The sequence below is a fragment of the Bacillus sp. FSL R9-9497 genome, assembly GCF_038005805.1.
In the GTDB taxonomy this organism is placed as follows: Bacteria; Bacillota; Bacilli; order Bacillales; family Bacillaceae_G; genus Bacillus_A; species Bacillus_A cereus.
Map to the genome: position 1 here is coordinate 870,235 of NZ_JBBOTY010000001.1, position 25,561 is coordinate 895,795.

Below are 25,561 nucleotides of genomic sequence, written 5' to 3' on the forward strand. Positions count from 1 at the left end.
ACAGTTTAGTTCACGTATTATTTCAAAAATGAATTGTAGCAATCTTATTAAGTAGTTGTAGTGTTTCTTTGTTTTATTTAAATGGATTATTTTAAGTTAATGTGAGTAAGGTTTGGTACATATGATATGTACTTCTTTTTGTGGTTTTAGGAAGTTTAAAAGGGGGAATGAATTTCTTGAGGAAATCATTTAATCAAAAAATTAAAAAGTTAAGTAGTAGTTTAATAGTTGTATTACTAATATGTATGAATTTTTTAATCCACTTACCATTTAAAGCAGAGGCAGCTACAACAGAATTAAAAGGTTTAGGTGATGTATCTTATTACAATGCCATCATTTTTGGAGATCATAGTGCAACGAGTGCGGATATTGAAGGTGCGATGGCTGTTCAGAAAAATATGAACGCATCAAGTTATACAGTCGTAGCGGCTGCAACTGGAGCAAATAACTTAGCTGGAGCAACTTGGGTAGATGAAGGATATCCATCATTATTACTAGGCGGTCAATTTACGAAAGCGGGAGCAGGACAAGTAATTATTCAAGATGGAACAGTGGCGATGACAAAAGACGGTGACCCAGATGGCGCAATGAAAACATCATATGACCGTATCTCTTATAAAGAGCAAGCGGAGATTGATGCTAAGTTTAAAGAATTTAGAAAAGACGTTGATAGCGTAATTGAGGATGCGGGCCAATTACATACTGATAAACCAAAATCGGGTATGACCTTTGGAATCGGTGAAGATGTAAAGAATCCTAATATTTATGTCTCTTCAGGATTAGAAGGGCAAGAACCATTCAATGTAAAGGATGTTTATCTTCCAAATGTAAGTAACAAAGATTTTATTGTTATTCATTCAGATGCAGAAGAAGTTAATTTTGGTGGCGGTGCAATCCTGTATGATACGACAGATAAGGGCGGGTTCACATTAGTTAATACCTCTCAAGAATATGACCCTAATTCCTTCTTCACTGAGTTAGCTAGTAAAGTCATTTGGGTGTTCCCTAATGCTAAAAAGATAACAACTAAAGGATATGGTGTAGTAGGTAGTGTGTTTGCACCTAATGCAGTTGTAGAAACAAAAGGTGGTTCTATTAATGGACAAGCCTATGTTGGAGGATTACACCAAAGAGATGGTTTTGAGGTTCATAACTTTAAATTTAACTGGCCAAAGTGGAATAAGCCAGCAGCTGAAAAAGGACATTTACAAATTAAAAAAGTTGATGAAAACGATGGAAATATTGTTTTAAAAGACGCAAAATTTGATGTTATAGACAAAGATAATAACGTTGTGGCTACTGTTACAACAAACGAAAAGGGTATTGCGGAAGTTAAAGATTTACCACTTGGTGACTATTTTGTAAAAGAAATAAATGCACCAGAAGGATATATAAAAGTTGATACACCAGTCAAAGTAACAATTGATAATACAAACGCAATTGAACTTGTTATGAAGAATACGAGAAAAGTAGAGAATGGCCAATTTAAATTATTGAAAAAAGATAGTGAATCTGGTCAACTTCTACCAGGTGCAAAATTTGATGTTATCGATAAAGATGGGAAAGTTGTGGAAACAATTGTTACAGATGATAAAGGTGAAGCCTTATCGAAACAACTTCCAGTTGGAAGCTATACATTAAAAGAAGTAGAAGCACCGAAAGGATATGAATTATCATCTAGTTCAGTTTCTGTTGATGTAGAGGCTAATAAAGTAGTGACTGTAGATGTGGTGAATAAAAAGATCCCCGAAAAAGTAACAGGTCAATTTGAAATCGTGAAAGTAGATGCGGAAGATAAAACGAAAGTATTATCAGACGCAGAATTTGAAGTGTATAAAGATGGTAAGAAAGTAGATACGTTACGAACAGATAAAACAGGTAAAGTAATTTCTCAGAAATTAGAGCCAGGAAAGTACACATTAAAAGAAACGAAAGCACCACAAGGATATAAGTTGTTAAAAGAAGAAATTGAAGTCGTTGTGGAAGCAGACAAAGTAGTAGAAGTACAAGTAAAAAACGCAAAAGAACTAGGAAGCTTACAAGTAATCAAAAAGGATTCGGAGAGTGGAAAAGTTCTAGCAGGTGCGGAATTTAAATTAAAGAACGAAGCTGGTCAAGTAGTTGGAGAAGCGAAAACAACGAATAAAGACGGCGTTGTGAAATTCGAAAACTTAGTGCCAGGAAAGTACACGTTAGAAGAAACGAAAGCACCGGAAGGTTATAAGGCGCTAGAAGTGACAGTAGAAGTAAAAGTTGTAGCAAATGAAGTAGTAAAACAAGAAGTCATGAATGAAAAAGTAATGGGTCAATTCGAAATCGTGAAAGTAGATGCGAATGATAAAACGAAATTGTTATCAGGTGCAGAATTCGAAGTGTATAAAGATGGTAAGAAAGTAGATACGTTACGAACAGATAAAACAGGTAAAGTAATTTCTCAGAAATTAGAGCCAGGAAAGTACACATTAAAAGAAACGAAAGCACCACAAGGATATAAGTTGTTAAAAGAAGAAATTGAAGTCGTTGTGGAAGCAAACAAAGTAGTAGAAGTACAAGTAGAAAACGCAAAAGAACTAGGAAGCTTACAAGTAATCAAAAAGGATTCGGAGAGTGGAAAAGTTTTAGCAGGTGCAGAATTTAAATTAAAGAACGAAGCTGGTCAAGTAGTTGGAGAAGCGAAAACAACGAATAAAGAAGGTGTTGTGAAATTCGAAAACTTAGTGCCAGGAAAGTACACGTTAGAGGAAACAAAAGCGCCAGAAGGTTATAAGGCGTTAGAAGTAACAGTAGAAATAAATGTTATAGCGAACGAAGTAGTAAAACAAGAAGTTATGAATGAAAAAGTGAAAGAAGAAATTACAGGTCAATTAGAAATTACAAAGGTAGATGCCAATAATACAAATAAAACTTTAGCAGGCGCAGTGTTTGAAATTTGGAAAGACGGAACAAAAATCGACACATTAACAACAAACAAGAGCGGTAAAGCGACTTCTAAGAAGTTAGAACCAGGAGATTACACTTTAAAAGAAATCCAAGCGCCAGAAGGATATACTTTATCCGATAAGGAAATGAAATTTACGATTTCTAATGAAAAAATTGAAGTTGTAAAGCTTCAAATTACAAATAAAAAAGATACAGAAAAAGGTCCGGAAAAAAGGTGAAGGAACAGAAAAGCCAGGTGAAGGAACAGAAAAACCAGGTGAAGGAACAGAAAAGCCAGGTGAAGGAACAGAAAAGCCAGGTGAAGGAACAGAAAAGCCAGGTGAAGGAACAGAAAAGCCAGGTGAAGGAACAGAAAAGCCAGGTGAAGGAACAGAAAAGCCAGGTGAAGGAACAGAAAAGCCAGGTGAAGGAACAGAAAAGCCAGGTGAAGGAACAGAGAAGCCAGGTGAAGGAACAGAGAAGCCAGGTGAAGGAACAGAGAAGCCAGGTCAAGGAACAGAGAAGCCAGGTGAAGGAACAGAGAAGCCAGGTGAAGGAACAGAGAAGCCAGGTGAAGGAACAGAGAAGCCAGGTGAAGGAACAGAAAAGCCAGATGAAGGAACAGAGAAGCCGGGTGAAGGAACAGAAAAACCAGGTGAGGGAGTAGAAAAACCTAATTTACCAGAAAAAGGACAAGGTTCTTCTAATAATCAACAACTTCCAGCTACAGGACACAATACGAATTACGTTCCATTCATCGGTTTTATGCTTCTGTTATTAGGAATACGTTTAAGATTCATGGCTAAAAATAGTTAAAAGATGTATAAAAGGCATCAGAGATATATAATCTCTGATGCCTTTTAAGTGAATACAGATAAAATGAAAATATCTATATGGAATGATAAATATGTTAAGCTTCAATTACGCTAAGCATTCTGTTTATAAATGCAGCTGCGTGTGCACGTTGTGATGGTCCTTTTGGTACGAATTGATTAAATTCATTACCTTTTACAATTCCATATCCATACACTCTTTGTACTTCTTCTTTAGCGTAAATTAAGTTTTGGTCTACGAATGGTAGTTCAACTTGTTTTGCAAAAATACCAGCGTGTTTTAGAGAACGATCGATCATAATAACAGCTTCTTCGCGTGTAATTGTAGTATTTGGATCAAATGTATTATCACCACGTCCGCGGATTATGCCTGCGCTTGCTGCACGATTAATACCGTCTCTTAACGATGGGTGTACTTGTTCTAAGTCTGTGAAATTAGCATTTCCACTTGGTAATTGTAAAGCACGAGTAATTAGTGTAGCAAATTCAGCACGCGTTACAAGACGTTCTGGGAAGTACTTGCCGTTCCCTTCTCCTTGCATAATGCCTCTAGCTGCTAATTGACGAATGTCTTGTTCATACCATCCACCTGTAATGTCATCAGTTACGGGATTTTTTTGGTTTTCCTTATAGTATGTTTCAGTTCCTTTTAAGAAAGCATCCCATTGTCCGCGTTGAATCATAAACGCAGGGCAGTTTTTTCCTGACCAAAATTGATGTTTTTGGACCTTATCTAGAGAAATATTTAAGTCGTTCATTAAATAAGCTGCCAATTTACGGGCATTTTCTACCGCTTTTTCATAGTTTCCATCTTGATTAACGGCAATTTCAATTCCGATAGATTCATAGTTTCCAGTTTTATTTCCAGCATGCCATCCAACTTCATTTACTGGAAGATGTTGATAAATTTCTTTATCATCTACTGTGAAATGCCAAGATGCGGCACGATCAGCTGTTCCGCGTGCTTGATTATCTAAGAATTTTGCATGATTTAGAGCATTGGCACCTTTCGCTGTATTAGCCGTTTCGTGAATCGTAATATATTTAGGCACCATCGGGTAGCCAGGGCGAATATCGTCATTTCCTTTTGGGACAATCATTTCTTTAAATGTAACGCCATAAATATTGTTTGTTTGTAGAGCTTCTGGCGATCTCAATAAACTATTTTTAGCAGTACGACTGTTTTTTAATAATGAAGCTTTTGTACCTTCAAATGTAGCAGAAGGTGCATAAATCCATTTTGTTGTTTCATTTATTTGGACTTTAAACCAATTTCCAGCTTGTTCAGTAGGAGTTATGACTTGTGGCTGTAGTTTCCCTTCTTCTTTAAATGATTGGAACGGAAGGGCATGTATGGAAGCTTCTTCTTTTACGATTAATTTTTGATTAGATAGTTTATGAATCTCTTGAACTTCTAAGCTATTATCATTGTTATCTATCCATCCAGCGCCAGTTGGCGTCGTTATGTAATAAGCATTTCCTTTTTTCTTTGTCGCCGTTACGACTTGTTCTGTAATCTCGATATTCGATTTGTTTTTTAAATCATTCGCGGTATATAATGAATGTTTTTTTGAAGTGTATAGTAGGAACTGGCCAGTAACCTCGATATCTTCTTCATGAGTACTATGCTCATTAACATGCTCTTTAATACTTTTAAAAACTTGATCTTCCGTATATACTTCAGCGGATTTTTCAGCACTCTCTGCAAATGAATAAGTAGGTGCAAGAACAGTTTGTAATGCAAGAGAGAGAGTTAAAACACTATAAAATTTCTTTTTCATATTTTTTTTAACACATTAGATTATGGAATCTAGTGTTAACATTCCTCCTTTTTATATTGTATTTTCACTATGTATCGATTTTAGTACTAATAAATTTTAACAAGAGAAAATGATGATGTCTATATACATGAGCGATATTCATAAAAAGAATTATTTGAAAAAATGTAAGAGAAACAGGTAAAACCTTCTGTATTGACCTGTAAACGCCCTTCAAGTAAACTAAAGAGAGTTTGCAAATGAAAAGGTGATAATGTTGTTAATTTCAATTAAAACGTTACAAGATGATCGTTTTTTACGTCCGCTACAAAATATTGGCGGCTTATTTTTTGAAGATAGTACGATTGGATTTGAACAAGAGGAAGCGAATCTTATCGTTGATATACACATTGAGGATAATGTGAAAGCATCCGCTCGATTAACGGATGTTAGCACAGGAAATGTGTATGAAGAAACATTCTCGAAAGATTTATCTGCTTTCACAGATGAAAAAGAGCGTATGAAGCAAGTGAAGCACGTTGTTTCTTATGTATATCTTTCTGTTCTTCAGCAGTTAACTGGTATTGAACAAAGCTGGGGTATTTTAACGGGAGTACGTCCGACGAAACTTCTTCATAAAATGCTTCAAAATGGTATGTCAAAAGAAGAAGCGCATCAAGAGCTTCGTGAAAGTTATTTAATTCATGAAGAGAAAATTGAACTTCTTCAGCGCATTGTTGATTGCCAATTAGCAGTTGTTCCGGATTTATACCGTTTGAAAGAAGAAGTAAGTATTTATATCGGTATTCCGTTCTGCCCAACGAAATGTGCATATTGTACATTCCCGGCTTATGCGATTAATGGACGCCAAGGCTCTGTTGATTCGTTCTTGGGTGGTTTACATTATGAAGTTCGTGAAATTGGTAAGTTTTTAAAAGAAAAAGGTGTAAAAGTTACGACGATTTATTACGGCGGCGGTACACCTACAAGTATTACAGCAGAAGAGATGGATATGCTGTATGAAGAAATGTATGAAGCATTCCCAGATGTGAAAAATGTGCGTGAAGTAACAGTTGAGGCAGGTCGCCCAGATACGATCACGCCAGCAAAGCTAGAAGTGTTAAATAAATGGAATATTGACCGTATTAGTATTAATCCACAGTCATACCATCAAGAGACACTAAAAGCAATTGGACGTCATCATACTGTAGAAGAAACAATTGAGAAATACCATTTAGCTCGTGAAATGGGAATGAACAATATTAATATGGACTTAATTATTGGTCTTCCTGGTGAAGGGTTAGATATCTTCAAGCATACGTTAGATGAAACAGAAAAGTTAATGCCAGAATCATTAACAGTTCATACGTTATCATTTAAACGTGCTTCTGAAATGACGCAAAACAAACGTAAATATAAAGTAGCAGGTCGCGAAGAAATTACAGCGATGATGCACGAAGCAGAAGAGTGGACGCAAAAGCATAATTACGTACCATATTACCTATATCGTCAAAAGAATATTTTAGGTAACTTAGAGAACGTTGGTTATGCAATGCCGACGCAAGAAAGTATTTACAACATTGTCATTATGGAAGAAGTACAATCAATTATCGGACTTGGCTGTGGTGCATCAAGTAAATTTGTTCATCCGAAGACGGGAGCAATTACTCACTTCGCAAATCCGAAAGATCCAAAATCATATAACGATGGCTTCGTAAAATATACAGAAGATAAACTGAAAATTTTAGAAGAGCTATTTGCATAAGAAGAAAGAGGGTGTTCCGAGTCGGAACAACCTCTTTTTATCCTGCAGTAACGGGCGGTCCGATTATATCTTGTCAGTTTTTGTCGGTAAGTCGATATATTCGAAAAATCGCTGATATAATTCGAGTTGCGCTGATATATTTTGAAAATCGCTGATATATTTCAAGTTACGGTCGATATATCTGGAAAATCGCTGATATAATTTCATTTACCGTTTAGCGGCACCGTATGTAAAACTATGTCGATAATAATCAGAAAAATTGGTCAAATCATTAAAGGACAATGTCTACTTATGGACGAAATGATAGATTTATGAAAGAGAAAAGGGGGAAATTGTTGGCATGTACATGACGATAGGGAGAATTTTTGATTTATCAGTTGGTAAGTATCCGAATAAAGAGGCGTTAGTGGAACCTGAAAAGAATATTCGCTGGACGTATAAACAGTGGGATGAACAAATAAATAAAACGGCGCACGCTCTATTAGAAGAAGGGGTAAGAAAGGGAGATACTGTATCTGTTTACTTATATAATTGCCGTGAATTTGTAAACGTTTACTTAGCCTGTGCGAAAATTGGAGCGATCTTTAACCCGATTAATTTCCGCTTAAAGGCGAAAGAAGTATCTTATATTCTCCAGGACGCATCCTCGAAAGTCGTTGTCTTTGAAAAAGCAGTTGAGTCAACTGTTGCTATAATTGAAAGAGATTTTCCAAATACATCTTTTTGGTCTATAGAAAACGATAAACCTTCCTATGCAAGTTCCTACCATGAAAAAGTGAATGCAGCATCTTCTGAGAAAGTAAATATCGAAATTGATGAAATGGATTATTGTTCAATGCTTTATACGAGCGGTACGACAGGTCATCCGAAAGGCGTATTACATCGTCATCGTGAAATGACTGAGCATAGTATGATTTGTACGTATTTCCTTAAATATAATAGAGATAGTGTAGGGCTTGTTGTGGCGCCTTTATATCACTGTGGTGAATTAAATGCCGGAATCATACCACGCATTCAAGTTGGTGGAAAGAATGTTATTTTGCATCATTTTGATACAGAAACAGTATTACATACGATTCAAGAAGAAAAGATTACGACGTTCTTTGCAGCGCCGACGATGTGGAATATGTTGTTGCAAAAAGATTTAGCTCAGTATGATTTAACTTCGATGAAGATTGGTATATACGGCGGAGCAGCAATGGCACCGGCGTTAGTGAAGGAATGTAAAGAACGCCTTTATATTGATCTTGTTCAAATATACGGAATGACAGAAATGGGACCAGTTGTTGCGTTTCTCGTAGAGGAGGATCAAATTACGAAAGCTGGTTCAGCAGGCACGCCATGCTTTAGCCATGAAGTTCGTATTGTGAAACCGAACGAGGATGAACCGGCAGAACCAGAGGATGTATTACCTCCTTATGAAGTGGGAGAAATTATTTTGCGCGGCCCAACTATGATGGCTGGCTATCATAATCGTGAAGAAGCGAATAAAAAATCGATGTATAAAGGATGGTATCATTCTGGTGATCTAGGCTATTTTGATAAAGACGGTTATTTATTCGTTGCTGATCGCGTTGATGATATGGTAATTAGCGGTGGCGTAAATATTTATCCTCGTGAAATTGAAGATTTCCTTCATAGTCATCCTGGTATATTAGATGTGGCGGTACTTGGTGAGCCAGACGAATTATGGGGAGAGCGTGTTGTGGCAGTTATTGTGAAGAAAGATGAAACAATAACAGAAGCTGATTTAGAAACGTATTGCAAAGAAAGTGATGAACTAGCAGATTATAAACGTCCGCGTCATTATTTATTTGTAGATGAACTCCCTCGTAATGCGAGCGGGAAGTTGCAGAAGTTTGTACTGAGGGAGTCGTTGAAAGGTGCGAAAAAATAGAAAATGAAGGATGCCCCATATCTATGGGGTATCCTTCATTTTTCTATATTAAACAGAAGAAACAATATCTTTGTTAATTCTCATTTCTTCTTGGTGAAGGTTAATTAGCGCATTTGAAATAAGGTGGAAAAACAAAGTGGATGTAATACAAAAAGAAAAGGCACCCTAAGGTGCCTCTCTTCGACTTGAACCATTTCATTTCATACGAATCTATCCGTATTACCATTACCCCTTTGTTATGAGTGTAAACACATACTATAAAGCAGAATCGTCTATATACACTAGATTGTTAGTTCACAAAAGACAAGAGATTTGAGATCAATATTGAAGTGACGCCACATCCCCTATAATAATTGATATGTTACGCCTTTTAAAAGAATCTGCTTTATAGAACGTGCCCACAAGTTATATTTTACTACATGTAATATTCATTTAGTGTATTTTTGATGAATATGTATAATTACATAAACTGTATGAAAAAAAGAGAGTATACTCTGATATTGTGTGATAAAGATAAAGCCCGCCTACGGAATAGGGGGCTTTTCTTACTTTTTATAAATATTTATTCCAATTATATTATCAGATGAGTCTAAACGAATATAAACGTCATCTGATAAAAGGTGTGCATTATATATTCTTTGTTTATATGTTGATATCTCGAAGCGTTTTCCATTTAATTCACATTCTAGAATAATCATATCGCCATGTTCTTTCCAATTTATTAATTTAGCAGTTGTATTCATATAAACCTCCTCTGAATCATTTTATGAAAATTAGTAGAGATAGTGTGAGAAAGGAGTTTATATAACAAAAAAAGACACCTTAAGTGTCTTCTTTGATTACTATAAAAGTCGTTGAATGAAATAGGTTTCTATTTTTATTTGCGTGAAAAGCCTTCTTCATCAAGGTATTCCGCAGCTTCTGGATAAGAGTTGAATGTACCGTCTAAGTTTACACCAGCGTACACGTTCCACATGTCATCCTCTGAAATAAGAGTAAGAATATGACCATCTTCGTTCTGCCATTCTTCTTCTTTCGCAGGTTCTACAGGTGCTACTACCTCTTCTTGTGATAGAAGGTCAATTGATTTCTCAATTACTGAACGTAACTCCTCTGCTGAAAACTCACGGATGTTAACCATACCTTTATCATCTGTTTTATAACCTTTAATACCGCTTGCATATACAAATCCATTTCCATTTGGGTGTAAATGAAATACAACGTTCTTTTTATCTAAACGACTTTCTTCAAAGTGGAAGTTTACACGTTTTAATGATACGTTCTTTCTTTCTAGTTCTGGGAAAGATTCAATAATCGATAATTTTTCTTCAAAAGTTAGCATAGTGCCTCCAAGTATATAGTAAAAGATTTAATTTGTTCATTATAGCATAGTTGCAATTGTTTCCAAAGATAAGGGGAAAACTTTTCGTTGAATACGTTTACGTCACGAGAATGTAAAAAGTGAGCTAACGAATGTATCTTTTTAGGTGTACAATGGAACATGGACTTTATACAAAGGTGGTTTTTTTATGTTTCAAAAAATAGCAAAGGAATGTTTAGCAGGATTTACTGTTGCGATTGTTGCGTTACCACTTGCGATTGCGTTTGGTATTGCTGCGACAGGAACGTCTGAGGGAGCGCTTGTTGGATTGTATGGTGCAATTTTTGCAGGTTTATTCGCAGCGTTATTTGGCGGGACACCTGGGCAAGTAACAGGGCCAACTGGACCGATTACCGTTATTGCAACAGGAGTTATTGCGACGCACGGGTTAGAGGCAAGTTTTATTGCCTTTATGATGGCAGGATTATTTCAAATTTTATTCGGTGTATGTAAGCTCGGTTCTTACGTTCGATATATTCCGTATCCTGTCGTTTCAGGATTTATGAATGGTATTGCATTAATCATTATTTTAGGCGAAATAAAACACGTACAAAATAGTTTTCTACTTGTTGTGTTAACGATTATTGTAATGATTGTTTCTGGTAAATGGATTAAGGCGATTCCGTCTAGTTTAGTAGCACTAGTCGGTGTGACAGCTTTGCTTCCTTTATTTTCTTCTCTACTCGAAGGACTTACAGTAAAGTTACCGATTATCGGAAATCTTTCACTAAATAAAGTAATTGAAAAGATTGGAACTATTCCAGAAGCGATACCTACGCTTCATATTCCATCTTTAAGTGGAACAGGAATAGCAGCACTTATTTTACCAGCGCTTAGTATTGCTTTGTTAGGGTCGATTGACTCGTTGTTAACATCGGTCGTAATGGATAATGTGACAGGTACACGTCATAAAAGTAATAAAGAGCTCGTTGGACAAGGTATCGGTAATATGATGAGCGGATTGTTTGGCGGATTAGCAGGTGCAGGTGCGACTGTAAGGTCTATCGTGAATATAAGAAGTGGCGGTAAAACGGCACTTTCGGCATGTATGCATAGTGTTATCTTATTTATTTTTATTATGGGTCTTGGTTCGGTCGTACAATATATTCCACTTGCTGTATTATCAGGTATTTTAATTTTAACTGGTATTGGAATGTTCGATTGGGGAAGCATGAAAAAGATGCATGTCGCTCCTAAAGGTGATGTCGTTGTTATGCTCGTAACGATGATTGTAACGGTGAAGTTCGATTTAATGATTGCTGTTGCCTTTGGTATTATTCTTTCGTTCATCATATATATGGTGAAATGTAAAGAACGTAAAACTTCTATCGTAAAAGAAAAAGAAGAAACGTACACAATTCAAGGGCCGCTCTCTTTCCTATCAGTAGATCGTATTTTCTCTACTTTACAAGATGTGAAGTCACCGGTTGTTTTACGTATGAAAGATGTGCGTTATATGGATGTATCAGGAGCTATGGCATTATTAAATTTTGTTGAGCAATCAAATAAAGTAGGAGCAAGTGTAAAGCTTGAGCAAGTACATCCGAGTATTGAAAAAACAATCGCAGTAATGGCAAGCGATGAACAGAAAGAGCAATTGAAAATCTTAAGTGTTTAGATAGTAATTAGAATATCTCACAATTTTACATAAATTATAATGTAGAGTTGTGGGATGTTTTTATAATGTTTTTAGTAATATGTATCGCAGTGACAGAGAGGAAGGGCTCTTTTGGCGTAACAGAAACGCTTATAGTGTGTACATATATAATGGAAGGAATTAGAAAAATATTGTGAAGAGACAGGCTTAAATGGGTTCGCTTTTCTATTTTGAAAAAAAAACCAAGTATTCAACCTATAATAAATTTGTTATGATAACCAATGGGATAAAATGAATCCCTATCGCTTAAAACAATATGTTTGAGAGTATATGTATAAAAGAAAAGAGAAAAAATATGAATAAAACATTTGTAAAAGGAGCAGCAATTTTAACCATTACAACTTTTTTGTCAAAATTGCTTGGTAGTTTTTTTCAAATTCCATTACAAAATATTGCAGGAGATGAAGTGCTCGGTATTTTTCGTCTTGTTTTTCCTGTATATATGATTGCTCTTACATTATCGGTAGCCGGAGTTCCACTTGCAATTTCGAAACTAATTGCAGAGTTGAACGAAAAAAATAAGCAAAAGGAAATTGCGAAATTATTTAAATCAGCGTCAATTATTGGGATAGCATTTGGCGTTTTCGGCTGTTTAGTCATTGTATTATTTTCTATTGAAATTGCGAATATGCTCGGTGGACAAGAAACTAGAATGCCGTTGCTTATTACTTCATTAGCATTACTCATTGCGCCATACATGGCGGTGTATAGAGGGTATTTTCAAGGTTTCGGTGATATGAAACCAACAGGGGTATCACAGGTCATTGAGCAATTTGTACGTGTATTTTTTATGTTAATAATTGCTTACATACTAGTATCATGGGATAAGAGTAATACTGTTATTACTAGTGGTGCGATGGTTGGCTCTTTTCTTGGAGTCATTAGTTCGCTTATATATTTGCGTATAAAATATAATAGAAGTCCATACTACAATAAAAGCAATTCCTATTCGCTCCGAGATTTAAGAGAAAACGGCAAAAAGATATTGCGGGTATCGATCCCAATCGCTATCGGAGCTTTATCAATGCCACTTTTAAATTTAGTAGACTCGCTTACAATACCGCATGTATTACAAGGATCATCAACAGAAATTCAAGAACAATTTGGAATATACAGTCGCGGTTTTGCATTCACGCAAATAATTGTTATTTTTGCAAGTGCAATTGTATTTCCGTTAATACCACTCTTAACTTCCGCATTGGCCAAAAGAGATATAAATTTGGCGAAAATAACAATTCAAAATACAAATCGACTAGCGCATGTTTTGACAGCACCGTTAACAATATGGTTGATGGCATTAACAGTACCGTTAAATGTCGGATTGTTCACAGATGTAAAAGGCAGTAGTATGTTAACAGTTATGATTGGCAGTTCGTATTTTACTGCGGTTATGGTATTATCAATAGGTGTTTTACAGGGCATTAACCGTTCTGCACAAGCTGCATGGATTGTTATTGGTGCGAGTTGTGTGAAAGTCATGTTAAACATTATGTTCGTGCAGAAGTTTGGCATAGATGGAGCGGCGTATAGTACACTAATTACTTACGTATTGATTTGTATTGTAAATCATTTGTATATTCGAAGCTATATTGCCTATTCTATTCATTTAAAAAGCTTTTTCGGTGTGCTAGCAATAGCATGTATTTTGGGACTAGGATTGTATGAATTATGTAATGTGATAGATGTTACAACTTCAAGAATTATGACGTTATTATTCAGTGGTATAGCATTAAGTATTACAACCATTTTGTATGGTGTATGTGCTTTGAAATTAAAATGGATATCAATAAACAAAATACCATTTTTGAAAAGATAAATATAGAAATTTAATTTTTTATTATAATTCATATGAACTGATAAAGAGGAAACTATGTAGGGTATCAAGTGTTTAGGTAAGGAATGGGTACTAGTTTATGTTAGATGAAATAAACGGTTACCTAGTTTTGGAGGAGATTTAGGGTGCGTTTAGTCTTATCAGGATATTATGGTTTTTATAATGTTGGAGACGAGGCGATTCTACAATCAATTATTGAATCGTTAAGTAAAGAGAACCCGGATATAGAACTAGTAGTACTATCAAATGATTCTAAATATACAAAGGAAATGTATGGTGTAGAATCGGTAGATCGCTGGGATATAAAAGCTGTTTATCATGCGATAAAAAACAGTGATGGAGTTATTAGCGGTGGCGGGAGCCTTCTTCAAGATCAGACAAGTACGAAGAGTATTCTATATTATACGGGTATTATGGGACTCGCTCGATTATTAAAAAAGCCGTATTATATTTATTCACAAGGAATAGGTCCAATTACAAAAGGATATAATCGTCTATTAGTAAAATGGAACTTGTCAAAAGCTTCCTATGTATCAGTTCGAGATGAGGATTCGTTTTTATATTTAAAAGAACTTGGCATAAAAAACGATATTGAAATTGTTCCAGACCCTGTTTTAACATGGAAACGGACAAAACAATCGGATTGGTTGCAAAAGCATTCGATACATGGAAAAGTAATTGCGGTTAGTGTGCGTTATTGGAATGCAAAAGAAGATTATATAAAAAAATTAGCTGCGGCACTAAAAAAATTAAAGCAAGAAGGATACCAAATTCTATTTGTTCCAATGCATGAGCCATTTGATCAAAAAGCTTCGCGTGAAGTAGTAGACTTAATGGGAGAAGAGACGTATATGCTTCCGTATAAAATGGATATCGACGAGAAAATATTCATTTTATCACAATGTTCATTACTAATTGGTATGCGTCTTCATGCACTTGTTTTTTCTGCCGTAGCCAAAACTCCAATGGTCGGGATTTCATACGATCCGAAAATTGATTCGTTTTTAAGTCAAGTGAATCAGCCAGTTATAGGGAGTGTGGATGGTGAATGGAGTGCTGAGTATTTATATGAAATTGCGAAAAAGCAATTAATGCAACAAGGAACTGTGCAGCAAGAGTTACAATTGACAATAGATGAGCTTCGGTTGCAAGGCAAACAGGCAACAAAGAAACTCATTGATCATATGGAAAAAGGCACTTTATTAAAAAAGTAAAGTGTCTTTTATTTTTGTTTTGAATTTAATGAAAATTCCAATTACAAAAACGTTTTATTTTAATTCCTATTTATTATGCTAAAATGATTGCGATTATTATATAATCAAATTTGTGATAATAAATTCGTAGATTACGAGGAGGGTAAACTTGAAGACTTTTTCAAAAGGTATAACAGCAGTGGCATTAACGGGATCATTACTTTTAACTCCTATTTCAAGTTATGCGGCAAATGATGATATTACAGGACATATGTTTGAGACGAATATGCGCTCACTTATTACTAAAGGAGTTTTAATGGGGTATGGAGACAATGTATATGCGCCTGATAAATTAGTAACAAGAGCAGAGTTTGCTACATTCATAGCAAGGGCTTTAAATTTACCGAAAGCTGATTCGAATTTCGAGGATGTGCCGAAGACTTACGGTTTATATGATGGTGTAAGTAGAGCATATGGAGCGAAAATTATTAATGGTCGTACGAACGAGACATTCTCACCAAATGATGTGATTACACGTGAAGAAATGTCGATAATGGTAAAGCGAGCGTTAGACTATAAAAATATTAAAGTAGCTGTAAGTCCGCTTACCTTTACTGATAAAGATAGTATTAACTATAAAGAGCATGTACAAGTTATGGTGGCCACTCAAATTATTAAAGGGTATCCAGAAGATAATACATTTAGACCACATTTATCAGCTACAAGAGGGATGGCTTCAGCTATGTTGGATCGTATGCTTCAGACGATTGAAAAAAACGGAAATAGCAATCCTGTAGAAACTAAGAAATATGTTGTGACAAATGTAAGAGAAAACGGAACAGAGCAAGAAGTAGAGCGCTATAATACGTATAAAGAAGCGGTTACGGCTGCTCAAAATAAAGGTATGAATGCGGTAAAATACGAGAACGAATTTTTATGGATTAAAGATGGTTTTGCAAGTGCGAAAAGAATAACTGGGCAAAACATCATTAATATTTATGATGAGAATTTGTCAACAGTATATACGTATATTCAGTATGGAACAGAATTGAAAGTGTTAGAAGTTGGCGAAGATCGTGTGAAAGTTCAACTTTCTGGTTTAACAGGTTATGTGAAGAAGAATGAAATCACTTTAATTCCTACAAATGAAATGAAACAGTCGTCTTATTATGTGAAATCAGATGGATATTTATACCATAAATATTATACATATAATACAACTTCACCTGGATATACAGAATTTAGATATGGTGTGGCACCTTCTTTCATGAAGCAAGGACAGCAAATGTATAGTGTAGATGGAAAGACATTCGGAGACGAAACTTTCTATCAATATTTCAATTATTTATCATTACGTTCGAAAACAGATTATACAGCTGAACAACTAGATAGTTATGTGAAATCGATTAAGCCAGACTCTCCATTAATTGGTTTAGGAAAGAAATTTAAAGAAGTAGAAAGCAAGTATAATGTAAATGCATTATTCTTATATTCATTAGCAATTCATGAAAGTTATTATGGAACAAGCGCTCTTGCAAAAGACAAAAATAATTTATTTGGTTTAAAAGCAACAGACGATAGTCCGTATGGTAACGGAGAGGCATTCAATTCAAAAGAAGATTGTATTGAACATGCAGCAAAATTATACATGAATGAAGGATATTTAAATCCAGGACATTGGCGTTATACAGCAACATATACAGGTGATAAAGCTGCTGGTTTAAATGCGAAATATGCATCTGATGCGAACTGGGGTAAAAAAGTAGCGGGGCATATGAACCGTTTTGATTCTTATTTAGGTAAAAAAGAATACAACAAGTACAAACTTGCACGTGTGATGAATAACGTGGAAGTGAAAAAGAATCCTAGTATATCAAATGAGCGACTGTATCGTTTAAATACAAATGTAGTTGTTACAGTTACTGGTGAAGAAATAATAAATGGAAAAGCGTGGGTTAAAGTTATTTCAGATAATCCTACTGTAACAGAAGCGTATATTGCAAAAGAAAGTTTAGAATACGTAAAACATTAATTAAATAAAAAAGAAGGTGCTACTAATATTTCGTAGCACCTTCTTTTTATTCAATTTCAAAATCAACAATGATATAAGCGAGTATAACAACGAAGAAAATACTAACGGATGGCGCTGTTAATACGTGGCCAGACATAAAGCCAATGCCAAGTGATAGAACGAGTGTGCTTGCTAATAGCATATACTTTACGCTCATGATTTTCTTAAAGTTTGTGATCATGCGGATAAATAATTTAATACCAAAGTATAGAAGAGGTATTAAGTAAATAAGGAAACCGACAATTCCAAAGGCGAAAAATAGGTCATGGAAGTCCATTTCAATTAATTTAATTTTATCTGTGTAGTTACCAGCGTAACCCATTCCGAATAGTTTTTGTGAAAGCGGTGCGTCTTTATAGTATTGTTTGTATGTTTTTAAGAATTTGTCGCGATCACTGTAAATTAAACTTTTTACTTCAGAATCTGTAAGTTCACCTTTTGCATGTTTTTTTGCATCTTCTGGATCTGCTTTAATTACTTTTCCTTCTTTTCGATCTTTCTCTTCTTGCACTGATTTTTTGTATTCGTATATTTGCATGTGAATGCCCATATTTTTTGCGATAGGAGTATGCGGTGTAAGAGCGATTAAACCTCCTAGTATAACTGCGACAACAACGGTATTTACAATATGTGTGAATCCTTTTCCTTCTTTTTTACGATTTATCATATATTCAATGAATGAGAAGAAAAGTGCTACGCCTAATGTAATAACAATTGCGCCATATCCGACTTTCGTTCCGACCATAATACTTGCATACATCGCAAGTATTGTTGGAATCCAGTAATATATTTTCGAGAAAGAAGTTGTTTTATGAATCGAATATAAGACAATGATTGGGAACATAATGGCGAAAAGAGAACTTAAATCATTTCCAGCGAAGAACCAACCTCTTGAACCGATTTTTGAGTGAGGATAGCTTGGGAAATCCGTTCCAGTTTGCATTGCGACAATCATTGTAATGCTTAAAATTAAAGTTGCATATAAGAAATATGTAATGATTTTATGAAATACATACTCTTTATTTTTTAGCTCTTTAAAGGCGATAATATATCCAAACAGTAGCACAATTGGATATACGCTCTTTAAGATGAATTTAACTTCTTCTCCAAATGAAACTGGAGATTTAACCATCATATTATTTACAAGACCAATTGCGAGTGCGATTCCGAGTAAGCATAAATAGAGGATGTACTTTTTCGCATCTTGTTGTTTGTGATGAAGAAGTAGGTACCCTAATGCAAGAAGCATAAAGGCGAAACGGACTACAACTCCAACTGTTGCGCTCATGTGTAGTATATAGATTGAAAAAGATGTTAATAAATCTAAAATTGGTTGAAACACAATGAATAGCAATAGGAAATGTGGGAAGTAGTTATCCGTTTGTTTCAACTTATTAACCATATGTTCCTCCAGTTCTTCATTCCTTTATTACAACACCCAAAAGATGGGTATAAAGCCTTTTTTACATAGTAAGGCGAATGAATTTCAATATTTGTTTTTTATCAAACTTAAGAATACACCATTTCATTGTAATGGTAAATAGATGAAAAGCATGGATAAACCGACTTTAATTTCTATATTTTTCAACGGAATTGTATGTTTTATACGGTAAATGTACAAATTGCGAGATTATTAGACAGAAAATTGAGAAAAAAGAAGGATTTTTCAGTGGTTTTCTATAATTATATAAGTATAATCTTTATGGAGAAAAGAGGGGTATATATAATGGAAATAACAAGTAAAACAGAATCTGTCGTTGTGAAATATGAAGGCCACGTTGCAACGGTTATGGTCAATCGCCCAGAGGTGTTAAATGCGTTGGATGAGCCGACCTTAAAAGAGTTATTACAAAAGTTGAAAGAAGTAGCGGAAAGTTCTGCGCATATCGTTGTGTTATGCGGGAACGGCCGTGGTTTTTCTGCGGGTGGGGATATTAAATCGATGCTTTCAAGTAATGATGAAAGTAAGTTTGATGGCATTATGAATACCATTTCTGAAGTTGTCGTGACATTATATACGATGCCAAAGCTTGTTATTAGTGCAATTCATGGACCGACTGCAGGTCTTGGGTTAAGTATTGCGTTAACAGCTGATTATGTAATGGCGGATATATCATCTGTTATTGCAATGAACTTTATTGGAATCGCTTTAATTCCAGATGGAGGCGGTCATTTCTTCCTTCAAAAGCGTGTCGGTGAAAATATGACGAAGCAAATTATTTGGGAAGGTAAGAAGTTATCAGCGACAGAAGCGCTTGATATCGGCTTAATTGATGAAGTAATCGGCGAAGATTTCCAAACGGCTGTGAAACAGAAAATTAATGAATGGTCACAAAAACCGATTAAAGCAATGATTCAAACGAAGCAAATTTTATGTGAAGTAAATCGCTCTAATTTAGAGCAAACATTGCAATTAGAAAAGCGTGGTCAATATGCAATGAGACAAACAGCGGATCATAAAGAAGGAATTGCTGCGTTTTTAGAGAAACGTTTACCAGCATTTAAAGGGGAATAAAGTTTGTCCATTCCTCACTAATTATTAGCTCGTTAATTCGGGATAAAGGGGAGAAAGTGCTAACACATTTTAGTATAATTGTGTTAGCACTTTTTTTTAGGAGTAATACATGAAGAAAATAATTGGTGTTATCACTATTATTCTGCTTACATATTCTGTTTTGCATAGTACACCATCTTTGGCAGTTCGGACTGCGTTATTTTTTGAGGGACATCCAAGTGTTGCATTTTCTGACGGGGTGACGAAAGAAAAAGATGTGAAAAAAGAAGCGATTCCAGATGAGTACCAAACTCTATATGGTAAGGAAGAAAACTTAGAGCACTATTTCTTTCGGCATGTAAGAGCACATGGATCAGGAATTGATATGTTAAGTGCGTGCGTGAAGAAAAAATGGTTTTTCTATAAAGCAGAGCTCGGATGTTATTAAATATAGGAGGATGAATGATGTCAGCATATAACAAGTTAGTAAGAGATCGTGTTCCAGAGAAGATTTTAATGTCTGGAAAAACATATACAGCACAAAAATTAACAGGTCAAGCATACATACAAGCTTTAGCGAAAATTGGAACGGAAGAAATTCGTGAATTTGCTTCTATGAAAGAACGAGAACATGCGCTAGATTCTCTTGCGGATGCGCTAGAAGTTATCATCTCATTAGCACGTGCAGAAGGTGCATCGATTGAAGATGTAGAACGCCTTCGTAAGCAAAAAGAGATAGAGCGCGGTGGATTTGAAAGAGGGATTTATTTATTAGACGTTTCAGAAGAATAGTTTTATAGGAAAAGCATAGCGTTACTGAGTAACGCTATGCTTTCTTGTTGCAATGAAGCTAATAATGAAGAAGATAGCTGTTAATATCCAGCCGATTGTAATAGAAGTAGTAGTATGAATGGCATAAGAGATTTGTAAACAAAATAATGATGCTAAAAACCAAATGAGTGCAATGTGTATATATTTTTTTGATATATTCATATTTCAGGGCTCCTTTTGTATACTAAAAAGAATTTTACTACAATTTAGAAAATTAGGCTATATAAGTAGAGGTTTTCTGGCGAATTTTGTATACTGAATAGTAGAGAAAATGAGGAGGAAACGACAATGGCACACCATACGAAAGAAACGATGGAACTGATTAAGGAGCTTGTCTCTATTCCAAGTCCATCTGGAAATACAGCAAAAATTATTAATTTCATTGAAAACTATGTCAGTGAGTGGAACGTAGAAACGAAACGTAATAATAAGGGAGCTCTTATTTTAACGGTAAAAGGGAAAAATGATGCACAGCACCGCTTATTAACGGCACACGTTGATACGTTAGGTGCGATGGTGAAAGAAATTAAGCCTGATGGTCGCCTGAGTCTTTCTATGATTGGTGGATTTCGCTGGAACTCTGTAGAAGGGGAATATTGCGAAATTGAAACATCAAGTGGCAAGACATATACAGGAACGATTTTAATGCATCAAACATCTGTACATGTATATAAAGATGCAGGTGAAGCAAAACGCAATGAGAAAAATATTGAAGTTCGTATTGATGAGCGCGTATTTTCAGCTGATGAAGTACGCGAATTAGGAATTGAAGTAGGAGACTTCGTTTCATTTGATCCGCGCGTTCAAATTACAGAGAGTGGATACATAAAATCACGTCATTTAGATGACAAAGTAAGTGTTGCAATTTTATTAAAATTAATTAAAAGATTACAAGATGAAAACGTAACATTACCATATACGACGCATTTCTTAATTTCTAATAATGAAGAGATTGGATACGGTGGTAACTCTAACATTCCAGAAGAAACTGTTGAATACTTAGCAGTTGATATGGGAGCGTTAGGTGATGGACAAGCATCTGATGAATATACAGTATCTATTTGTGCAAAAGACTCTAGCGGCCCGTATCATTATGCACTGCGCAAACATTTAGTAGAGCTTGCGAAAACGAATCATATTGAATATAAAGTAGATATTTATCCGTACTACGGATCTGATGCATCAGCTGCGATTCGCGCGGGATTTGATGTGAAACATGCGTTAATTGGAGCGGGTATTGATTCTTCCCACGCATTTGAACGTACGCATGAAAGTTCTATTGCGCATACAGAAGCATTAGTGTATGCATATGTAATGTCTAATTTAATTGAAGAATAATTTCATAGATAATAGAGAGCTGATTAAAGATATTATTTTTAATCAGCTTTTTATTTGGCAAAGCGATTAGGAGACATGTCCTAATCGCTTTTTTATCCCGCTATTTGCCGGGCAGTAAGACTCCTACCTCAAAATTCAGCGAAAGCAAAAAAGTTAGATGGGGGCGGGCTGCCCGTAAAAGCCCGATTGGTGAGGGCTGATTAAAGTTTTTTATATACATTCATTATAAGTTATATATATGCGATTTTTGTTATACGGCCGGAAACGTATTTACTATAGATATATAATGTTATACACTATGAAAGGAATTAATTAATAGTTAATATTTTTTAGTTAGCTTGATTAAAAAAATGAATGAATATGGAGTTTTGAGAGGAGATTTATTTTTCATGAAGTACAAAGCAATAGCCGCAGGTTTATTAGCAGCAAATTTACTAGCACATCCAATTAGTAGTTTAGCAGAAACGAAGAAATTTCCTGATGTTTCAGATAGTGCGTGGTCAAAAGACGCAATTTATTATTTAGTAGAGAGAAATGTAATTAACGGTATGCCAGATGGTAACTTTATGCCATACGGAAATTTAACACGCGCTCAGGCAGCAAAGATTATCGCAACAGCAATTGGTGCTAAAATAGATCCAAATGCAAAGCCGTCTTATAATGATGCAAAAAATAGTTGGGCAGCTTCATTTATTGCAGCCATGGAAAAAGAGAATATTATTAAAGGGCGAGAACCAGGAGTATTTGATCCTGAAGGAAAAGTAACTCGTGCTGAAATGGCAGCTATGCTTGTAAGAGCATATAATCTGAAAAGCAAAGTAACAGGACCAGTTCCTACAAAATTTGCTGATTTAGAGAATCATTGGGGTAAAGAAGAAGTTAATATTTTAGTAGAATTAAAACTTTCTTTAGGTACAGAGGATGGCTGGAAACCGAATGATTCTATTACGCGTGAACAAGCAGCTCAACTTACTGCGCAAACAGATAAATTTAGCAAGAATAGTGATTGTCCAGTAGAAACAAAGAAAATGTACATAGATAGAAAATTCATTACATATCACGCACCATCATTAAGTTCTGGGATTAGTGCAAATCAGCATAATCCACAAATGGTTGAAATTAAAGAAGAGCGAGATGGATGGATCAAAATTGCAACAAGTAAAGGTGATAAATGGACACCTTTAGTAGAGAAAACAGAAGTTATTAATGAAGGATTCACTACTTATGCAGAAGCTTCTTCTTCTTCAAAAGTAATGGGAACACATAACGCACAGCAAGTAACTGTTATTGAAGAGAACGGCAGCTGGATTCGTATCCGCATGGGCGCTGGTTTCCAATGGGTTAATAAAAATCAATTAAATCCAGTGAAGCAAGGTAACTTCTTAGAGGGCAAAGCGATTATCATTGATCCAGGTCATGGTGGAGTTGATTCAGGTAATCCAGGTTATTATGAGAAAGAAAGTGAAACTGTATTAGATGTATCATTGCGATTACAGAAGATATTTGAGAAAAAGACACCATTTACTGTGTTATTCACTCGTACAGATGATACACGTCCAGGAACAAGTGCTTCTGATTCTTTAAAGAAACGTGTAGAATTTGCTCAAAAAAATAATGGGGATATTTTTGTAAGTATCCATGGTAATGGTACGGAAAGTAAAAATGGGCAAGGTACAGAAACGTTTTACTATGAATCAGCGACAGCAAGAGGAACAAATCCTAACGTATCAGAAAGTCGTTTACTAGCAGAAAAAATTCAAGAGCGTCTTGTAGATGCACTGGGAACAAAAGATCGTGGTGTGAAAAAAGGCGATTTATACGTAATTAGAGAAAATACAATGCCAGCTGTATTAGCAGAATTAGCATTTGTAGATAATAAAAGTGATGCAGATAAAATAGCTACACCAGCGCAGAGACAAAGTGCAGCGGAAGCAATTTATCAAGGTATTTTAGATTACTATGAAGAAATGGGTAACAACGTGTCTTCTTTCCGTTAATAAATAATAAGAGATTGCCATTGGCAGTCTCTTTTATTTATTAACGTTTCTCTTTATTTCCGGCATATGATATCATTTAATTTTATATACAAAAGAAAAGTATTTGAGTAATTGTAATCAGAACAATTTTAAACGATAGAGGATGATAATAGATTGAATAATCATAGTAAAACACCTGCCTGTATATATACGTATGCATTTCGTGAGGAGGAGCGTGCTTTATGTTACTTGGAAATGCGCTCGTTCTTTGGAATGGAGTCCCACGTTAATATTTTAAAAAGTGATGTCAAAATTGACCCGAGTAGAAGTGCGTTTATAAAAGAGCGCGTTGAGGTTATGTATGAAGGGGACGACTTAGAAAGTATCTTAAAACAAGTGGAACAAATTGATTTGGCGGGAGCGACATTTAAAGTTATCTTCGTTAAAATCAATGACCTCGTTGGAGAGAATAAAATTGAATATGGAGAAAGACGTCTTATTGAACGAGACCTCGGCATGCATATTGAAGGAGAAGCGGATGTTCGTAATCCAGAGCGTGTATTCGGGATTGTTCCTCTTGGAGGACGCTGGTACTTCGGGCACTATGTAGAAAGCGAACCAGTTTGGTATCATCACATAAAAAAACCGCATAGTTATTCGACATCTCTTAGCACACGTGTTGCGAGATCAGTTGCAAATATCGCTGTACCAAATCCAGAGGGAGTACGAGCAATTGACCCGTGCTGCGGTATTGGAACAGTAGTAGTAGAAGCACTTTCTATGGGGATTAACATCGTTGGTAGAGATATAAATCCACTTGTAGTTCTTGGAACGAGAAAAAATATCGCGCATTTCGGATTTGAAGGAACAGTAACAAAAGGTCCAATCGAGGAAATTACTGAGAACTACGACGTTGCCATTATCGATATGCCGTACGACCTATTTACGCACGCCACACCAGAAGATCAACTATCAATTCTCTCAAGTGCACGCCGCATCGCGAAAAAAGTAGTCGTTGTCACGATGGAAACAATGGACGACATGATCCATGAAGCAGGATTTGAAATTACAGATCGCTGTATTACAAGAAAAGGGTCATTTACTAGACAGATTCTTGTTTGTGAATAAGAAAGAAAGGTCACCCGTTTGGGTGACCTTTTTTGTTTGTATTGATGTGTAATTGGTTGGTGGTTTAGGTAGATGAATTAGCGAAATTTGTCGGTAAGTCGATATTGCATGTCGAATCGCCGATAAATTTAAAAAATCGCTGATATATTGTGTTGAATCGCTGATAAATTTAAAAAATCGCTGATATATTCCGAGAATCGCCGATATCGTTACATTAGAATGTTACTGTTCTTTTAATTTCTCTTGTTGTGCAAGTAGTAAATTGCGCAAGATGTGTCCGCGGTAACTTTCTAGTTTTCGTCCTTCATGATAGCGTACGCCTAATTTTTTTAGTTCAGCTACGTACCAGCCCTTTGTTCCGTAATACATGGGATCACTTCCTTTTTGCTTTTGAACAGTATATGTTGGGGGGCGAAGTAACTTTACATTGAAAATAATAATGGTAAAAGGAATCCTACATGTGTGTACGAGAGGAATTGCAAAGTTA

The 25,561-nt window shown here is 35.5% G+C and carries 18 protein-coding genes and 1 pseudogene; 13 read left to right on the plus strand and 6 right to left on the minus strand.

The window, feature by feature from the left end:
• The first annotated feature begins 176 nt into the window (after window positions 1–176).
• Window positions 177–3,735: pseudogene (locus MKY21_RS04515) on the plus strand (MSCRAMM family protein).
• 94 nt (window positions 3,736–3,829) lie between these two features.
• Here the strand turns inward: MKY21_RS04515 and MKY21_RS04520 are convergent.
• On the minus strand, window positions 3,830–5,533 hold the full coding sequence (locus MKY21_RS04520) for an S-layer homology domain-containing protein (protein WP_000726531.1): 1,704 nt from the start codon (window positions 5,531–5,533) through the stop codon (window positions 3,830–3,832).
• Window positions 5,534–5,783: 250 nt separating this feature from the next.
• On the opposite strand from MKY21_RS04520, the gene MKY21_RS04525 reads away from it, so the two are divergent.
• Together MKY21_RS04525 and MKY21_RS04530 are read left to right on the plus strand one after the other, a co-directional pair.
• The gene (locus MKY21_RS04525) at window positions 5,784–7,274 is read left to right on the plus strand and encodes a coproporphyrinogen III oxidase (RefSeq protein ID WP_001999181.1); all 1,491 of its coding nucleotides are present in this window, start codon (window positions 5,784–5,786) and stop codon (window positions 7,272–7,274) included.
• Window positions 7,275–7,614: 340 nt separating this feature from the next.
• The gene (locus tag MKY21_RS04530) at window positions 7,615–9,171 is read left to right on the plus strand and encodes a fatty acid--CoA ligase (RefSeq protein WP_025966923.1); all 1,557 of its coding nucleotides are present in this window, start codon (window positions 7,615–7,617) and stop codon (window positions 9,169–9,171) included.
• A 545-nt stretch (window positions 9,172–9,716) separates the two neighbouring features.
• Here the strand turns inward: MKY21_RS04530 and MKY21_RS04535 are convergent.
• Together MKY21_RS04535 and MKY21_RS04540 are read right to left on the minus strand one after the other, a co-directional pair.
• Window positions 9,717–9,914, minus strand: coding sequence for a hypothetical protein (locus tag MKY21_RS04535; RefSeq protein WP_001098260.1), 198 nt, complete (start codon window positions 9,912–9,914; stop codon window positions 9,717–9,719).
• A gap of 134 nt (window positions 9,915–10,048) precedes the next feature.
• A complete protein-coding gene (locus MKY21_RS04540; protein WP_000954998.1) occupies window positions 10,049–10,513 on the minus strand; it encodes a hypothetical protein in 465 nt (154 codons plus the stop codon).
• 187 nt (window positions 10,514–10,700) lie between these two features.
• Here MKY21_RS04540 and MKY21_RS04545 point away from each other — a divergent pair, with 187 nt between their 5' ends.
• From MKY21_RS04545 to MKY21_RS04560, 4 genes are all read left to right on the plus strand, one after another.
• Window positions 10,701–12,170: a SulP family inorganic anion transporter gene (locus MKY21_RS04545; protein ID WP_000486650.1), complete on the plus strand. Its 1,470-nt coding sequence runs from the start codon at window positions 10,701–10,703 to the stop codon at window positions 12,168–12,170.
• Window positions 12,171–12,504: 334 nt separating this feature from the next.
• Complete coding sequence (locus tag MKY21_RS04550; protein ID WP_016117270.1) at window positions 12,505–14,025, plus strand: putative polysaccharide biosynthesis protein; 1,521 nt, start codon at window positions 12,505–12,507, stop codon at window positions 14,023–14,025.
• Between the two features lie 143 nt (window positions 14,026–14,168).
• Window positions 14,169–15,257 carry a polysaccharide pyruvyl transferase CsaB gene (gene csaB / locus MKY21_RS04555; protein WP_001241591.1) on the plus strand — a complete coding sequence of 363 codons (1,089 nt, stop codon included), beginning with the start codon at window positions 14,169–14,171 and terminating at the stop codon, window positions 15,255–15,257.
• 148 nt (window positions 15,258–15,405) lie between these two features.
• On the plus strand, window positions 15,406–17,268 hold the full coding sequence (locus MKY21_RS04560) for an S-layer homology domain-containing protein (RefSeq protein WP_341075542.1): 1,863 nt from the start codon (window positions 15,406–15,408) through the stop codon (window positions 17,266–17,268).
• Window positions 17,269–17,314: 46 nt separating this feature from the next.
• Here the strand turns inward: MKY21_RS04560 and MKY21_RS04565 are convergent, their stop codons facing one another.
• Window positions 17,315–18,709 (minus strand): O-antigen ligase family protein, encoded by a 1,395-nt coding sequence (locus tag MKY21_RS04565; RefSeq protein WP_000247536.1) that lies wholly within the window; start codon window positions 18,707–18,709, stop codon window positions 17,315–17,317.
• 300 nt (window positions 18,710–19,009) lie between these two features.
• Here MKY21_RS04565 and MKY21_RS04570 point away from each other — a divergent pair, with 300 nt between their 5' ends.
• The 3 genes from MKY21_RS04570 to MKY21_RS04580 all read left to right on the plus strand — a co-directional run bounded on the left by MKY21_RS04570 (window position 19,010) and on the right by MKY21_RS04580 (window position 20,593).
• Window positions 19,010–19,822 carry an enoyl-CoA hydratase gene (locus tag MKY21_RS04570; protein WP_001999174.1) on the plus strand — a complete coding sequence of 271 codons (813 nt, stop codon included), beginning with the start codon at window positions 19,010–19,012 and terminating at the stop codon, window positions 19,820–19,822.
• A 109-nt stretch (window positions 19,823–19,931) separates the two neighbouring features.
• Window positions 19,932–20,249: a hypothetical protein gene (locus tag MKY21_RS04575; protein ID WP_000720152.1), complete on the plus strand. Its 318-nt coding sequence runs from the start codon at window positions 19,932–19,934 to the stop codon at window positions 20,247–20,249.
• Between the two features lie 17 nt (window positions 20,250–20,266).
• A complete protein-coding gene (locus MKY21_RS04580; protein ID WP_001277350.1) occupies window positions 20,267–20,593 on the plus strand; it encodes a nucleoside triphosphate pyrophosphohydrolase in 327 nt (108 codons plus the stop codon).
• Window positions 20,594–20,614: 21 nt separating this feature from the next.
• Here the strand turns inward: MKY21_RS04580 and MKY21_RS04585 are convergent, their stop codons facing one another.
• Complete coding sequence (locus MKY21_RS04585) at window positions 20,615–20,794, minus strand: hypothetical protein (protein ID WP_001027085.1); 180 nt, start codon at window positions 20,792–20,794, stop codon at window positions 20,615–20,617.
• Between the two features lie 126 nt (window positions 20,795–20,920).
• Here MKY21_RS04585 and MKY21_RS04590 point away from each other — a divergent pair, with 126 nt between their 5' ends.
• The 3 genes from MKY21_RS04590 (at window position 20,921) to MKY21_RS04600 (ending at window position 25,074) form a co-directional block, all read left to right on the plus strand.
• On the plus strand, window positions 20,921–21,970 hold the full coding sequence (locus MKY21_RS04590) for a M42 family metallopeptidase (RefSeq protein WP_000930087.1): 1,050 nt from the start codon (window positions 20,921–20,923) through the stop codon (window positions 21,968–21,970).
• 389 nt (window positions 21,971–22,359) lie between these two features.
• Window positions 22,360–23,967: an N-acetylmuramoyl-L-alanine amidase gene (locus MKY21_RS04595; RefSeq protein ID WP_341075545.1), complete on the plus strand. Its 1,608-nt coding sequence runs from the start codon at window positions 22,360–22,362 to the stop codon at window positions 23,965–23,967.
• Window positions 23,968–24,120: 153 nt separating this feature from the next.
• On the plus strand, window positions 24,121–25,074 hold the full coding sequence (locus MKY21_RS04600; RefSeq protein WP_001059316.1) for a TRM11 family SAM-dependent methyltransferase: 954 nt from the start codon (window positions 24,121–24,123) through the stop codon (window positions 25,072–25,074).
• A 222-nt stretch (window positions 25,075–25,296) separates the two neighbouring features.
• On the opposite strand, the gene MKY21_RS04605 is transcribed toward MKY21_RS04600, so the two are convergent.
• Window positions 25,297–25,527: a YflJ family protein gene (locus tag MKY21_RS04605; RefSeq protein WP_137026075.1), complete on the minus strand. Its 231-nt coding sequence runs from the start codon at window positions 25,525–25,527 to the stop codon at window positions 25,297–25,299.
• Window positions 25,528–25,561 lie beyond the last annotated feature (34 nt).